Annotated in this window: 12 protein-coding genes; 3 read left to right on the top strand and 9 right to left on the bottom strand. The window is 70.8% G+C overall.

Features of this window, described 5'->3' with window-relative positions; genetic code table 11:
- Positions 1-55 precede the first annotated feature (55 nt).
- Positions 56-751, bottom strand: a complete 696-nt coding sequence (locus WDJ58_RS06535; RefSeq protein ID WP_338916842.1) for an SWIM zinc finger family protein — start codon at positions 749-751, stop codon at positions 56-58.
- A 159-nt stretch (positions 752-910) separates the two neighbouring features.
- On the opposite strand from WDJ58_RS06535, the gene WDJ58_RS06540 reads away from it, so the two are divergent.
- The gene (locus WDJ58_RS06540) at positions 911-1117 is read left to right on the top strand and encodes a DUF7472 family protein (RefSeq protein WP_338916843.1); all 207 of its coding nucleotides are present in this window, start codon (positions 911-913) and stop codon (positions 1115-1117) included.
- Positions 1118-1225: 108 nt separating this feature from the next.
- Here the strand turns inward: WDJ58_RS06540 and WDJ58_RS06545 are convergent, their stop codons facing one another.
- From WDJ58_RS06545 to WDJ58_RS06570, 6 genes are all read right to left on the bottom strand, one after another.
- Positions 1226-1996, bottom strand: coding sequence for a class I SAM-dependent methyltransferase (locus WDJ58_RS06545; RefSeq protein ID WP_338916844.1), 771 nt, complete (start codon positions 1994-1996; stop codon positions 1226-1228).
- A 100-nt stretch (positions 1997-2096) separates the two neighbouring features.
- The gene (locus tag WDJ58_RS06550; RefSeq protein ID WP_338916845.1) at positions 2097-3146 is read right to left on the bottom strand and encodes a DNA primase large subunit PriL; all 1050 of its coding nucleotides are present in this window, start codon (positions 3144-3146) and stop codon (positions 2097-2099) included.
- Positions 3147-3315: 169 nt separating this feature from the next.
- Positions 3316-3735 carry a universal stress protein gene (locus WDJ58_RS06555; protein WP_338916846.1) on the bottom strand — a complete coding sequence of 140 codons (420 nt, stop codon included), beginning with the start codon at positions 3733-3735 and terminating at the stop codon, positions 3316-3318.
- Between the two features lie 70 nt (positions 3736-3805).
- Complete coding sequence (locus tag WDJ58_RS06560; protein WP_338916847.1) at positions 3806-4984, bottom strand: inorganic phosphate transporter; 1179 nt, start codon at positions 4982-4984, stop codon at positions 3806-3808.
- A 121-nt stretch (positions 4985-5105) separates the two neighbouring features.
- Positions 5106-5639, bottom strand: a complete 534-nt coding sequence (locus WDJ58_RS06565; protein WP_338916848.1) for a hypothetical protein — start codon at positions 5637-5639, stop codon at positions 5106-5108.
- A 193-nt stretch (positions 5640-5832) separates the two neighbouring features.
- Positions 5833-7359, bottom strand: coding sequence for a (R)-citramalate synthase (locus WDJ58_RS06570; RefSeq protein ID WP_338916849.1), 1527 nt, complete (start codon positions 7357-7359; stop codon positions 5833-5835).
- Positions 7360-7747: 388 nt separating this feature from the next.
- On the opposite strand from WDJ58_RS06570, the gene WDJ58_RS06575 reads away from it, so the two are divergent.
- Positions 7748-9004 carry an MFS transporter gene (locus WDJ58_RS06575; protein WP_338916850.1) on the top strand — a complete coding sequence of 419 codons (1257 nt, stop codon included), beginning with the start codon at positions 7748-7750 and terminating at the stop codon, positions 9002-9004.
- A gap of 105 nt (positions 9005-9109) precedes the next feature.
- Here the strand turns inward: WDJ58_RS06575 and WDJ58_RS06580 are convergent, their stop codons facing one another.
- Positions 9110-9988, bottom strand: a complete 879-nt coding sequence (locus tag WDJ58_RS06580) for a universal stress protein (protein WP_338916851.1) — start codon at positions 9986-9988, stop codon at positions 9110-9112.
- 198 nt (positions 9989-10186) lie between these two features.
- On the bottom strand, positions 10187-11335 hold the full coding sequence (locus tag WDJ58_RS06585) for a DUF4332 domain-containing protein (protein WP_338916852.1): 1149 nt from the start codon (positions 11333-11335) through the stop codon (positions 10187-10189).
- 354 nt (positions 11336-11689) lie between these two features.
- Here WDJ58_RS06585 and WDJ58_RS06590 point away from each other — a divergent pair, with 354 nt between their 5' ends.
- A complete protein-coding gene (locus tag WDJ58_RS06590) occupies positions 11690-12529 on the top strand; it encodes a CPBP family intramembrane glutamic endopeptidase (protein WP_338916853.1) in 840 nt (279 codons plus the stop codon).
- Positions 12530-12538: the final 9 nt, after the last annotated feature.

The following is a 12538-nucleotide window of genomic DNA, read 5'->3' on the forward strand; positions in this document are numbered from 1 at the left end:
ACGCTCCACTTCGCCCGGGCGCGATCCCGCTCGGCGCGAGGAGTCACCCGCGCGGTCAGTATCGGTCGAACGGACCGACGAGTGACTCCTCCCGCCGGGCGAGCCGCGAGAACGGGAAGGAGTACCGCGGCAGGTCGGCGAACGACACCCCGGAGCGCGAGAACGGGTAGACCACCTCGACGACGAGGTCGTCGCTCGGGTAGCCCTCGTTCGTGGGGTAGTCGGCGACCGTCCGTCCTCGCGACCCGACGGTCACCTCGTCGGCCCGCACGCCGGTCACGCGGGCGACGACGACCGTGTCCCCGGTCTCGCGATCGGTCGCGAAGTCGCCGGGATCGAGCCGACAGGTATCGCAGAGCGGCGGGCCGCCCTCGGGGAGGAACGCCTCCCGTCCGCAGGCCTCACAGATTCCGCGGACCCTGCCGGGCGGGGCGACCCGTCCGCGGTTCACCTCGATGACGACCCGACGGAGGTGCTTGCACCGCTCGCCGCGGATCGTGTGGTCCGGGCAGGTGCAGCCGCTCTCGGGAAGGTCGACGACGTACGTCTCGTCCGACTGGCCCTCGACGCTGTAGCGTCCATCCCCGAGGGGGGCGACGGACATCGCCTCGGTCCACGCGCGGACCGAGCGATCGTCCATCGCCCCGAAGTCGGGCGCGAGGGGCTCCTTGGGAGTCCGTTCTGCGCCCCCATCGTTTCGGATGGAGAGTCCGGGCTCGTTCGACGCGATTGTGTTCTTCAGGTGCGTCATAGTTCGGTTCCGGAACCAGCGTGGCTCCAGTAGAAACGTAGGTGCTGGAGGATAATGAGTGGTTCGTCCGCTCGACCGTTCCGACCCTCCGAACCGACGGAACGCCGGCGTGAACGGGGGTTCGAAGCCCTTTTGCCACGTCCCCGGAAACGGCCGGTCATGGAGATGGAGCGGGAGACTGTGCTCGAAATCGCGGTCTCCGTCGGTGCCGTCGTCGTCTTCGTGGCGATCATCGTCGGTATCGGCGTCACTTACGGGGGGCGGGGGCTGTCGAGCCAGGGTGGCGTCGCGCTGCTCGCGGCCATCGCCGGGTTCGTCCTCCTCATGACTGGGGTCGGGTTCTTCCTCGCCCGGCGGAAGGGGTAGCCGCGTCCGCCGCCCGGCTCACGGCTCTGCGGACGTCGGGACGGTGGCGGTGCGGGGCCGCGGCCTACACGCTGACGATCGGCTATCCGGTCGACGAATCCACCGCTCTCACCGGCTCCGCTCGGCGTGAATCAGGGCCTTGAGACTCCCGAACGAGTGGACGTCCCCGTTCTCGTACCTGAACTCGAAGAACTCGCCCGCCTCCTCCGGAGCGTCCTCCAGGAACTGTCGGACCCGCTCCCGGTCCGCCGCGTCGAGCGAACTCACCCGGGCGATCCACGGTTCGGCCTCCAGCCGCTTCACGAGGTGGTCCGTCTCCCGGACGGCGAAGCCGGCCGCCTCCAGCCACCCGTGCCACGTCGAGGTCGTGTAGGACCGGACGTGCGTCGGGTCGCGCACCCCCTCCAGGCGGTTGAGGAACGAGGCGAGCCCCTCGTCCTCGGGGGCGACGTTGTCCTCCAGGGCGAAGATCCCCCCCGGGCGGACGACCCGGGCGACCTCGGCGAGGAACGCTTCGGGATCGGGGAAGTGGTGTGCGGCGATCCGGCACGTCACGGCGTCGAACGTGTCGGCGGCGAACGGGAGCCGTTCGGCGTCGCCGCCGACCCCCTCGACCCCGGGGAACGACTCGACGCTCAGCGCGACCATCGAGGGGGAGGCGTCCAGCGCGATCACCTCCCCTACCCCGGCTTCGGCGAGCGCCCCCGCCGTGTGTCCGGCCCCCGTCGCGACGTCGAGCGCCCGCGTCGCGCCCTCACACCAGGCGGCGAGCCGATCCAGGTCCACCCCCTCGCTGTGGGTTCGGCTACCGAGATACCCGTCGGCGCTCGCGCCGAACGAAGCCGCCGTGGCCGACTTCCGGGCCGAGTCCTCGTCCATGTCCACCCTACTCCCCCGGCCCCCTTGAGCGGGTCGGCGGCGGGCTCACGTGACGGCCGTTCGGGAGGAGCCACCGTGTGCGGGGCCGGGAGTTCGGAGCTCAGTCCTCGACCGCCGGCCGGTCGGCACGGTCCAGGCGGGTCGCGTAGTAGGCGACCGGGTGGGCGATCCCCTCGCAGATCTCGTCGGGGTTCACGCAGAGCCCCCGTTCGACCATCGTCGCACACGAGGGGATCGGGAACGCGGGCCCGCGCTCGTCGGAGAGACGCTCGAACTGGTAGCGCAACGACTCGGCCGTCTCGGGATCCTCGGGGTCGTAGAACTCGACGAGCCCCTCGGCGTCGAGGTCGAGACCGGCGAGGAAGGCGACGAGCGCGAACCGAGCGTTCGGGGGTAGCTCCTCGCCCTCCTCCCTGCGGTCGAGCAGCGCCTCCACGCAGGGCGGGAACAGCTCGGGGACGACGGCGTCGGGGGCGTTCGCGAGGTCGGCGTCGACGTCGGCGATGGCCTCGCGGAGCGTCCCGACCTCGGGCGAGAGCGCCTCGGCGATCCCCTCGGGGACCGACAGCGGGAGCCCCTCGGCGACCCGTCGACGGACCGCCTCGCGCAACAGCGTGTAGAGCTCGGTCCGCGAGACGGGGAGGGTGCCATCGTGGAGCTCACGCGAGACGAGCCGCCAGCGGTCGTCCTCGAGGCCCGTCGCGAAGCGGAGGTAGTCGGTGACGCCGATCCGGAACCCGCCGTCGCCGATCGGTCGCACGCCCGAGGAGAGGTCGAAGTCCGCGAGCATCCCGTCGAGGGACAGCCGCTCGCGGTCGGTCGAGCGGAGCTGTGCGTCGGCGTCGAAGTCCTCCGTGAACCGCCGGTGGGCGAGCGTCGCCTCCGCGGCCGCGTACTTCTCGACCACGCCGGGGGTCGACAGCAGCGAGACGAGCACCCGGGCGACCGGGTAGGAGAGGAGTTCGGCGCGGGTGCTCCAGCGGGACTCGGGGGCGACCGTTCCGGCGAGCAACGCCCGCTCGACCCGTTCGACCCCGCGCTCGACCGGCGGCCCGCGCTCGCGGATCAGGTCGGCCAGGTCGACCTCGGCGGCCTGGACCGCCTCGCGGGAAGCCCCGAGGAACGGGTACCGGGCGTGGAGCCGTCGCATCGGCGAGTGTTCCAGCGGGCGGCGAATAAACGCGACGGTCCGTGCGGTGTGACGAGGACGGTCCCCGAGACGGCCGCACGCGCCTCGCGGAGTTCGAACGTCCCTCCACGTCCGGGAGACCTCGAACGCGGCGCCGGCGGGCACGTCTGACCGACCTCGCCGATCCGCGCTACCGGACGACGGTCACGGGAACGGGAGAGCGGCGGAACACCTTCTCGGCGACGTTGCCGACGAACAGCCGGTCGGCCAGCGTCCCGCCGTGACTCCCGATCACCACGGTATCGAACTCCCCGACTCGGTTGAGGATCGCCCGCCCAGGGTGGCCGGTCGTGACACTGGTGTCTATCTCCCGGCCGTGCTCGGCGGCGATCTCGCGGGCGCGCTCGAACACCGGCCCCGCGTGCTCCTCGGCCGACGCCTCGGGGTCGTCGGCGAGGGCGATGGCGGTCGCCTCCCCGAACATCCCCGACGGCTCGCCGACCACCGTCAGGACCGTGATCTTCGCCTCGGGGTGGGCGTCGAGGGCGTACTCGAGCGCGCGTTCGGCCATCTCCGAGTCGTCCATCGGGACGAGGACGCGTGATATCATACGCGGAATACGGCGATGGCGCGAATAAAGACTCCGTGCCGCGGATCCGATCCCGGCTGTGTGGCGACGCTCACCACAGGAACCGGAAGAGCACCCAGAAGGTCGCGTACGCCCCGGCCGTCGCGAGGACCGGGACGAGGTTCTGCATCAGGATCACCCGACCGGTCGTCGCGGGGTCGAACAGGTCGGCGGCCGCCGGGATGTCCTCGGGGTCCTCCTCGCCGATCCCCGGTGCCTCCTCGCCGGGGGCCTCGGCGGCCAGCGCCCCCACCGAGACGTTCGGCTTCGCCTCCCCCCGGACGCTCTCCGTGACGGTGACGGTCCGGGTCGCCCGGCCCCAGCCGAGCCCGACGATGCACATCGTCGCGATGATGACGAACGAGGCGGGGATACCGATGGCCGAGAGCCCGATCACGATCCCGGAGGCGACGACGGCCACGACGATGGCCGCCGTCAGCGGGAGGTCCGTGAGGTCGTTGCCGAGCGTGTCGAGCGTACGACGGGCGATAGTGAGCGCGCCGACCGCGACGGCCGCCCCGCCGAGCAGGATCAGCGGGTTCAGCTCCAGCGCACCGGCGCCGTACAGCGGCGCGATCGCGTTGGCGATGTTGGAGGTGCCCGAGGAGAAGCCCATCAGACAGCCGATACTCACGAGCACCACCGTCCCGATGAACTCCCGTCGAGTGGTGTTCGGTCCCCTCCTCGGGATCGGGATCGGTCCCGATCGGTCGAGTTCGACGAGCGCGCCCTCGCTGCTCGTGATCGCGATCCAGCGGTTGATCGTCGGGTAGAGGTAGCGCCCGATCATCACCGACACCCAGAACCCGACGAGCGGGGCGACGATCCACCAGACGGCGATCTCGCCCATCACCGTCCAGTCGAGCGCGCCCGTCGCGATGCCCAGCCCGGCGATCGCTCCGACGGCGGTCATCGACGTCGAGGCGGGAACGCCGGCGTAGTTACCGACGAACAGCGCCCCGCCGATGAAGAACAGGACGACGATGCTCGTCTCGATCGTGAACACCCCGGGGTCGGTCACGAGCTCCCGGCCGAGCGTGTCCACCACCCGCCGGCCGATGGTCCACGCGCCGATGAAGAAGAACACCGCCATCAACCCACCGGCGAGGAGTTTCGAGATGGCGCCCGCTCCGACGGCCGGCCCGAACGCCGGTCCCGTCGTCGACCCGCCGATGTTGAACCCGACGAACAGCGCGACACCGATCCCGACGAGGAGGAGTAGCTCTACCACCGTCCGGACTCACCCCCGGCGGTCGCTCCCGTAGGGATGGCGTCCGGACGAGTCAGGTGGAGGGGTCGCGTCTGCTGCGGTGGACTCGTGGCCCGCGTCCGACGCATCGAACGGAGTCGCCTCATCGACCACCGTTCGCTCTCGTCCCCTCGTCGGGGTCGTCGTCCTCACCCGCCTTCGCGGTATCCCCGACCCGCTCCTCGATCTCCTCCGCGCGCGGACGCCGATCGATGCGTTCGTTGACCTCCTCGAGCCGGTCGATGATCGAGTCGATGTCCTCCGATAGGGTCGCCTCGACGCTCTCGGTCACCTCCTGTGCGACCTGCTCCTCGACGTTCTCGGTGACCTCTTGGGTGACCTTCTCGCCGACGCTCTCGGTCACTTCTTCGGTGACCTCCTCTGTGACCTTCTCGCCGACGCTCTCGGTTACCTCCTCGGTGATCGTCTCCTCGATGTTCTCCGCGACCTCCTCGGTCATCCACTGGGGGTCGAACCGGGCCATCTTCCAGCCGACGTGGATGATGTAGGAGACGAGCGCACCGAGCCCGAAGGCGATCCCGATCCCGGTCCCGACGTAGACGATGAGGACGATCGCGAAGAACAGCAGTACGCCGTACGCGAGGTCGATGAGGAAGTCGATGCGGTTCGGATTCACGGTTGCTCCGCCAGCGGCCAGTTGTGTTCGCTCATTGAATGAAAACCCTGTACGATACCTCCGCCCCCCGGACGGTTAACCCCCCGCTTTCGCAGGTCCATCGACGCGAAGCGCGACGGAGCGGGATACCCCTTCGGGGTTCGGGGACGACACCGCCCCCCGCACGACCGTGGGGCCGTCCCGGAAACGGCTCTCAGTCGTCGGCCAGCACCCGTTCGGGCTCGTGGGCGAGCAGCCGGTCGAGCGCGTCGACCATCGCCCGCACGCTCGCGCTCGTGATGTCCGTGTCGCTCGCGGTGGTCGTCACCGTCCGATCTCCACGGGACATCTCGACCTCGACGGTGACGACGGCGTCGGTCCCGCCGGTGATGGCGTCGACGTGGTAGGAGTCGAGCTGCGCCCCGCCGGCTGAGCCGAGCGCGGCCTCGACGGCGGTGACGGCGGCGTCGACCGGCCCCGAACCCGTTCCGGCGGCCGTGCGCTCCTCGTCGCCGACGCGGAGCCGGACGCTCGCGGTCGGGGTCCCTCCGCCCGAGGCGGCGGTGAGGTCGAGCAGTTCGACCGTCCGCTCGCGCTCGCGGCCCTGGACCTCCTCGGCGATGGTGAGGAGGTCGGCGTCGGTGACCCGCTTGCCGCGGTCGCCCAGTTCCTTCACCCGTTCGACGACCGCCGAGAGCTCGTCGTCGTCGACGTCGACGCCGTGTTCGGAGAGGGCCGCCTCGACCCCCGCGCGACCGGCGTGCTTGCCGAGGACGAGCCGGCGCTCGCGGCCCACCTTCTCGGGCGGGTAGGGCTCGTACATCCGGTCGTCCTTGAGCGTTCCATCCGTGTGGATACCCGACTCGTGGGTGAAGGCGTTCTCGCCCACGACGGCCTTGTTCGGCGCGAGACTCACGCCGGTGGCTTTCGCCACGGCCTGGGCCAGATCGTACACCTTCGTAAGGTCGAGCGTCTCGACGCCGTAGCCGTGATCGAGCGCGACCGCCACCTCCTCGATGGCGACGTTGCCGGCGCGCTCGCCCACGCCGTTGACCGTCCCGTGGACGAGGTCCGCGCCCGCCGCGACCCCCACGAGCGCGTTCGTCACCGCCAGTCCGAGGTCGTCGTGGGTGTGGACGCTCGTCGGTCCGAGGTCCGCGAGCCGCGAGACCGCGGCGAGCGTGTGATCCGGCGTGGCGTGCCCGACCGTGTCGGCGTAACACACCCGGTCCGCGCCGGCGTCGAACGACGCCCGCCCGAGCCGTTCGAGGAAGTCCAGATCGGCGCGCGAGCCGTCCTCGCCGATCACCTCGACCCAGAGCCCGTGGCCGGCGGCGTACTCGACGAGTTCGGCGGTGTCGTGCACCACCGCGTCGCGGGTCGTCCCCACCTTCGTCTCGATGTGCCGGTCGCTCCCGGGGACGACGATGGTGACGCCGTCGACGCCGCAGTCGAGCGCGAGGTCGACGTCGCCCTTCACCCCCCGGGCGAACGAGGTGACCGTCGCGTCGAGGTCGAGCGACGTGACCCGCTCGATCGTCTCGCGCTCGCCCGGGCCGGTGCAGGCGCTGCCCGCCTCGATGTACTCGACGCGCGCCGTGTCGAGTTTCCGGGCGATGTCCGCCTTCTCGTCGGGCGAGAGCGAGACGCCCGGCGCCTGCTCGCCGTCGCGGAGCGTCGTATCGAGGAAGCTTACGTCGGTTTCACCGAGCGGTACCGTGTCGGGGTGGTTACCGAACAACGCCGTTGAAGAATCAGTAGTGCCGTCGAATTTCGCGGCCAGCCGCCTTGCGGCGACTTCCTCTATCCTCCATGTCGGATGGCGACATAGTGAACCGACCTTCAGGCTCCCTCCTGATAAAGTAGGCGGTACGAGTCGACGTACCGTCCCCGTCGAGAGAGGCTGATCACGTCCACCCGGTCCCGAGCCGTCGGGAACCGACCGCGGACGACGGCCTCACGGCGGTATCCGACCCGATGCGAAACCCTTTGTCGGGGGAGGGTGGAGGGGACGCCCGTGAGCGACGTTCGCGACGGTCACCGAGCGGAGTCAGGCCCGCAGGAGGGCCCGTGGTGAGTCGGGCGAACAGCCGTCCGGGCGGTCGCGTTCGACGGCGAGGGGGACCGGCGTGAACCTCCCATACGAGAGCGACGACCCGAGCGTCCGCTACGTCGTCGGGAGCCTCGTCGCGGGCGTCTTCCTCGGCGGCGTCGGCGGCGGCGTCGCCTTCCCGACGCTCCCGACGCTCGGGACGGTCCTCGGGATCTCGTCGTTCATGGTGGGACTGATCCTCTCGATGAACCGCTTCGTCCGCCTGCTGATGAACACGCCCGCGGGGCAGATCCTCGACACGATCGGGATCCGTCGACCGATGATTGCGGGCTTCTTCCTCCAGGGGCTGGTGCCGTTCGGGTACGTCCTCGGCCTCCACGCCGACGCCCTGCCGATCTCGGCCGCGACGACGTTCCTCCTCGTCCGGGGGCTGTGGGGCGTCGGCTCGGCGTTCGTCTTCGTCGGCGCGTTCTCGACCGTGACCCACATCACCACCGAGGACAACCGCGGCAAGTGGGTGGGCTACATGCGCGGCGGTCAGAGCCTCGGCTTCCCGACGGGGCTCGTCCTCGGCGGCGTCCTCTCGGACGTCTACGGCTACCAGGAGGCGTTCCTCGTCGCCGGGACTGCGGGGCTGTTCGCCGCGTTCGTCGCCTTCCTCGTCCTCCCCAACGTCGACGCGGACGTCGAGGCGACCAGCAGTCTCCGGGAGGTTCCCCGGCTTGTCACGGACGACGTGCGGGTCCTCACCGTCGGGACGGTCAACTTCGTCGTCCGGTTCCTCTTCGCCGGGATCCTCCTCTCGACGGTCGTGCTCTACACCAGCGAGAACGGGATCTCCCTCTCGGTGCTGTCGGCGACGGGCGTCAGCGGCGTCGTCATGGCCGTCTCGGTCGTCTTCGCCAGCCTCACCACCATCGCGGTCGGTCGGGTCTCCGACGGGCTCTCGAACCGCGCCCTGGTGACGATCCCGGCGCTGACGGTGTTCGCCGCCGGATTCGTCACCCTCGGACTCCTCCCCACGGCCGCCGGCACGGTGCTGGGCGTGGCGCTCGTCGGCGTCGGCGTCGGCGGGACTAACCCGCCGCTTCTCGCCTACCTCGGCGACATCAGCCCCGCCGGCGACCTCGGGAAACTGGGCGGCGTCTACAACGTCTTCGGCGACCTCGGGAGCACGCTCGGGCCCCTCGTCGCGCTCCCGGTGGCCGCCCGCGTCCCCGTCACGACCGAGTACCTCGGCTGCGTCGTCCTCGTCGCGCTCGCCGCGGTGCTCGTCGGCGCGACGCTGCTCGGGTCGGACGCGACCGACGTCGCCGGGTGCGACGCCGCGTGAACACGATCGTACGGGTGGGTGCTCGCTCCGCCGATCGCGGCCCGTGAGGACTGGGAGCACGCTCGGTCCGACCGAACCGGTGGACGCCGGGTCCGGTACCTCGCTCTACTCCTCGTCCGCGGGCTCCCGGACGGTCAGTACGGGGACCGACGACGTCCGGACGAGCTTCTCCGCGACGCTCCCGAGCACGTACCGGTCGAGGCCGGTCCGGCCGTGGGTTCCGAGGACGATGATATCGACGTCGTGATCCTCGACGTAGGAACCGATCGCCCGGTGGACCGACGTCCCCTCCCCGACCGTCCCCGAGATCGACTCGACGCCGGCCTCGGCCGCGGACGTCGTCGCCTCCTCGACGGTCGCCTCCGCGCCCTCCCGGAGCGACGCCGACTGGATGTCCGTCCGGACGTCGACGCCCAGACTCGCGGTGTCGACGACCGAGAGGACGTGCAGGCTCGCCCCGGTCGCGTTCGCCACGTCGACGCCCACCCCGAGGGCCGCCCTCGCGCCGTCGCTCCCGTCCGTCGGAACCAGGACGTTCCGGTACGGATACTCGACGGCGTCCCCGTTCGGTCGAATGGTCAGCACGGGTACGTCGGACTGTCGGACGACCCGTTCGGTGGTGCTCCCGAGCAGGAGCCGTCCGAGGCCCCCGCGCCCGTGCGTCGACATGACGACGAGGTCGACGTCCCGGGCGTCGGCGTAGTCGACGATCGCGCGATACGGGCTCCCCTGTACGACGTCCGTGACCGCCTCGACGCCGCGCTCGCCGGCGCGGTCGGCCGCCTCGCGGACGATCCCCTCGCCCTCGCTCTCGAGGACGTCGACGACGTCGCCCCGCAGGCGGGTCACGCTGTCACGGTTCGTGTCGGCGACGTTGAGGACGTGTACCGTCGAGCCGTGTTCGGCGGCGATGTCGAGGACGTGCTCGAAGGCCGCCGTCGCGGCGTCGCTCCCGTCCGTCGGGAAGAGGAGTTCGTCGAACATGGGCCGACTTCGGCACAGGGACACAAAAAACGGACAGGCGTTTCCCGACCCCCGGGACCGGCGCGGGGCCACCGGTAGCGGTATCCCCGTCCGGAGGCCTGGTCGCCCGATCCCGCGGGTCGGTGGCGACGAGACCGGATCGAGGGCCGCCAGCGTGGCGAGACGAACCGGGGTCGGGCCGAGTCGGAATCGGCGGGGTCAGGCCGTGGCCGCTTCGATCCACTCCGCGGCGCGGTCCTCCGAGACCTCGGCGGCCTCGGCGACGTAGTTCGCGTCGGACGCGGCCAGGTCGGCCAGCGTCTCGATGCCTGCCTCGCGGAGCCGCTCGGCGCGGCTCTCGCCGATGCCGTCGATCACTTCGAGGCCCTCCTCCTGACGACTCCGCGCGTCGTCGATCCACTCCCCGGCGTGCTCCTCGGAGACGCCGGCGGCTTCGGCCACGCGGTCCGCGTCGGCCTCGGCGAGGTCGGCGATCGTCGCGATCCCGACCGCGTGGAGGTCCTCGGCGTGGGCGTCGCCGATCCCGTCGACCAGATCGACGTCCTGGGCGTACGTCGCCCCGGCGCGGTCGATCCACTCCCGGGCCTGCTCCTCCGAGACCCCGGCGGTCTCCGCGATCGCGTCCGCCTGCGCCTCGGCGAGGTCCGCCAGCGACTCCACGCCGGCCTCGAGGAGGCTCTCGGCGTGGGCGTCGCCGATGCCGTGGACCCGCTGGTCCAGCCCCGCCCCGTTCGTCGACTCGGCGACCTCCTCGGCGGCCGCTTCGGTCGCCTCGGCACCGTTCTCGACCGCCTCCTCGACCGCTTCCGCGGTCGACTCGGCGACTTCCTCGCTCGTCTCCGCGGCGGCCTCGGTGGTCTCCTCGGCCGCTTCGATCGCCTCCTCGGCGGCGCGCTCGGCCGAGCGGACGGTCTCGCCCTCGACGCGCCGCTGGGCGTCGACGGCCGCCTCGGTCCGACCCCGGAGCGCCTCGACGTACTCCTCGGAGAGCTCCTCGTAGCTGTCGAGGTTCGACTCGATGGCGTCGAACGCCTCCCCGTGGATCTCCTCGAACTCGTCGAACCCCTCGTCGACGGACCGCTTGACCTCGGAGAGGTCCCCGCCGTCGGCCGGCATCGCCGCCTCGACCGCGGAGAGGTAGTTCCGTGTGGCGACCCGCGACAGTTCCAGCGCCTGCTGCTGGGCGGCCTCCTGTGTCCGCAGTCCGATCAGCATCGCGTCGGCGGCGTTGCGCTGGGCCGACCGGCTCCGTTCCAGCGCCCGCCGTCCGGCCTCCATCGCGCTGCGCTGTGCCTCGAACATCGACTGGAGCGGTGTGGTGAACCCGCCCGTGGTACGATCACTCATGATATTTCAATTCGTCTTCACGTGAAGGGAACGCCGTCTCTCGTTTGAATCCTTCCTCTGCATTCGCAAGGCCGGTAACCGTTCACTCTATACAAGTGTAGTTTAGGTACGGGATACCATCCCTAATTGTGAAATAATTACGCAAAAGTCGGAACGGTGTGGCTATCGTTCACACTGCCATCACGGCGCTATCGCTCTGCTCGTCGCTGCTGGCTACCAGGAAGCCCCGGTGACCCGTCGGGTTGGAACGATCGCCGAACACGAGGGAAGCCGCCGCCTGCTGACCCGCGGTACGCGGAGGGGGCTACGACAGGTTTAATCCACCCGTTGCTGACAGCTACCGCGAGTAGAGCGATGCGCCAGCGCCTCCGAACCGTCGTCGACGATCACCCGGTGGCGGCGTTCTTCGTCCTCGCGTACGCGCTCTCCTGGGCGGTGTGGATCCCGACCGCGCTCGGCTCCGGCGGGCTGGCGACCGCCGGGACGATCGTCGGGAGCTTCGGCCCGGCCGTCGCCGCCGCGGTCGTCCTGTGGCTCGACGGCGGGTCGGTTCGCGAGTGGGCCGAACGGATCGTCCGCTGGCGGGTCGCGCCGCGGTGGTACCTCGTCGTCGTCGCGCTCCCGCTGGTCGTCGTCGGGCTGGCGAGCGTCGGCATCGCGCTCCTCGGGGGCGACCTCGACCTCTCCACGCTCCGGGGACGCGGGTCGATGGTCCTCGCGTCGTACCTGATCGTCGCGCTCGTCGGCGGGGGCAACGAGGAACCGGGGTGGCGGGGGTTCGCCCTCCCCCGGCTCCAGGAGCGGTACGCGCCGGTCGCGGCGACGCTCCTCCTCGGTGTGGTCTGGGCGTTCTGGCACCTCCCGCTGCTACCGGTCGACACCGCCGGGCTCCACGGGCTGGCCTGGCTCCTCGAGGAGGGTCCGCTCGTCGTCCTCCGGGTTCTGAATATCGTCGGCTTCGCGTTCCTCCTGACGTGGATCTACAACCGCACGGGGAGCGTCCTGCTGGCCCTGCTGCTCCACGCGGGCATCAACACCGCGAACAGCACGCTCGTTCCGCTCCCCCTCGAAGCCCTCGCCGGGGACGTGTACCCGACGGTCCTCCTCGCCGTGACGGTCGGGGTGTGGGTCGTCGCCGTCGCGCTCGTCGCCCTCACGCGCGGGCGGCTCGGGTACGAGACCGACGGTCAGTAAGTCCCCCCC

The sequence above is a fragment of the Salinirubellus litoreus genome (genome assembly GCF_037335815.1).
GTDB lineage: Archaea > Halobacteriota > Halobacteria > Halobacteriales > Haloarculaceae > Salinirubellus > Salinirubellus litoreus.

Bases quoted from the DNA above. Each gene is read 5' to 3' on its own strand.
- WDJ58_RS06535 (WP_338916842.1), bottom strand. From the start codon at position 751: ATGACGCACCTGAAGAACACAATCGCGTCGAACGAGCCCGGACTCTCC.
- WDJ58_RS06550 (WP_338916845.1), bottom strand. From the start codon at position 3,146: ATGCGACGGCTCCACGCCCGGTACCCGTTCCTCGGGGCTTCCCGCGAG.
- WDJ58_RS06540 (WP_338916843.1), top strand. From the start codon at position 911: ATGGAGATGGAGCGGGAGACTGTGCTCGAAATCGCGGTCTCCGTCGGT.
- WDJ58_RS06545 (WP_338916844.1), bottom strand. From the start codon at position 1,996: ATGGACGAGGACTCGGCCCGGAAGTCGGCCACGGCGGCTTCGTTCGGC.
- WDJ58_RS06580 (WP_338916851.1), bottom strand. From the start codon at position 9,988: ATGTTCGACGAACTCCTCTTCCCGACGGACGGGAGCGACGCCGCGACG.
- WDJ58_RS06555 (WP_338916846.1), bottom strand. From the start codon at position 3,735: ATGATATCACGCGTCCTCGTCCCGATGGACGACTCGGAGATGGCCGAA.
- WDJ58_RS06585 (WP_338916852.1), bottom strand. From the start codon at position 11,335: ATGAGTGATCGTACCACGGGCGGGTTCACCACACCGCTCCAGTCGATG.
- WDJ58_RS06590 (WP_338916853.1), top strand. From the start codon at position 11,690: ATGCGCCAGCGCCTCCGAACCGTCGTCGACGATCACCCGGTGGCGGCG.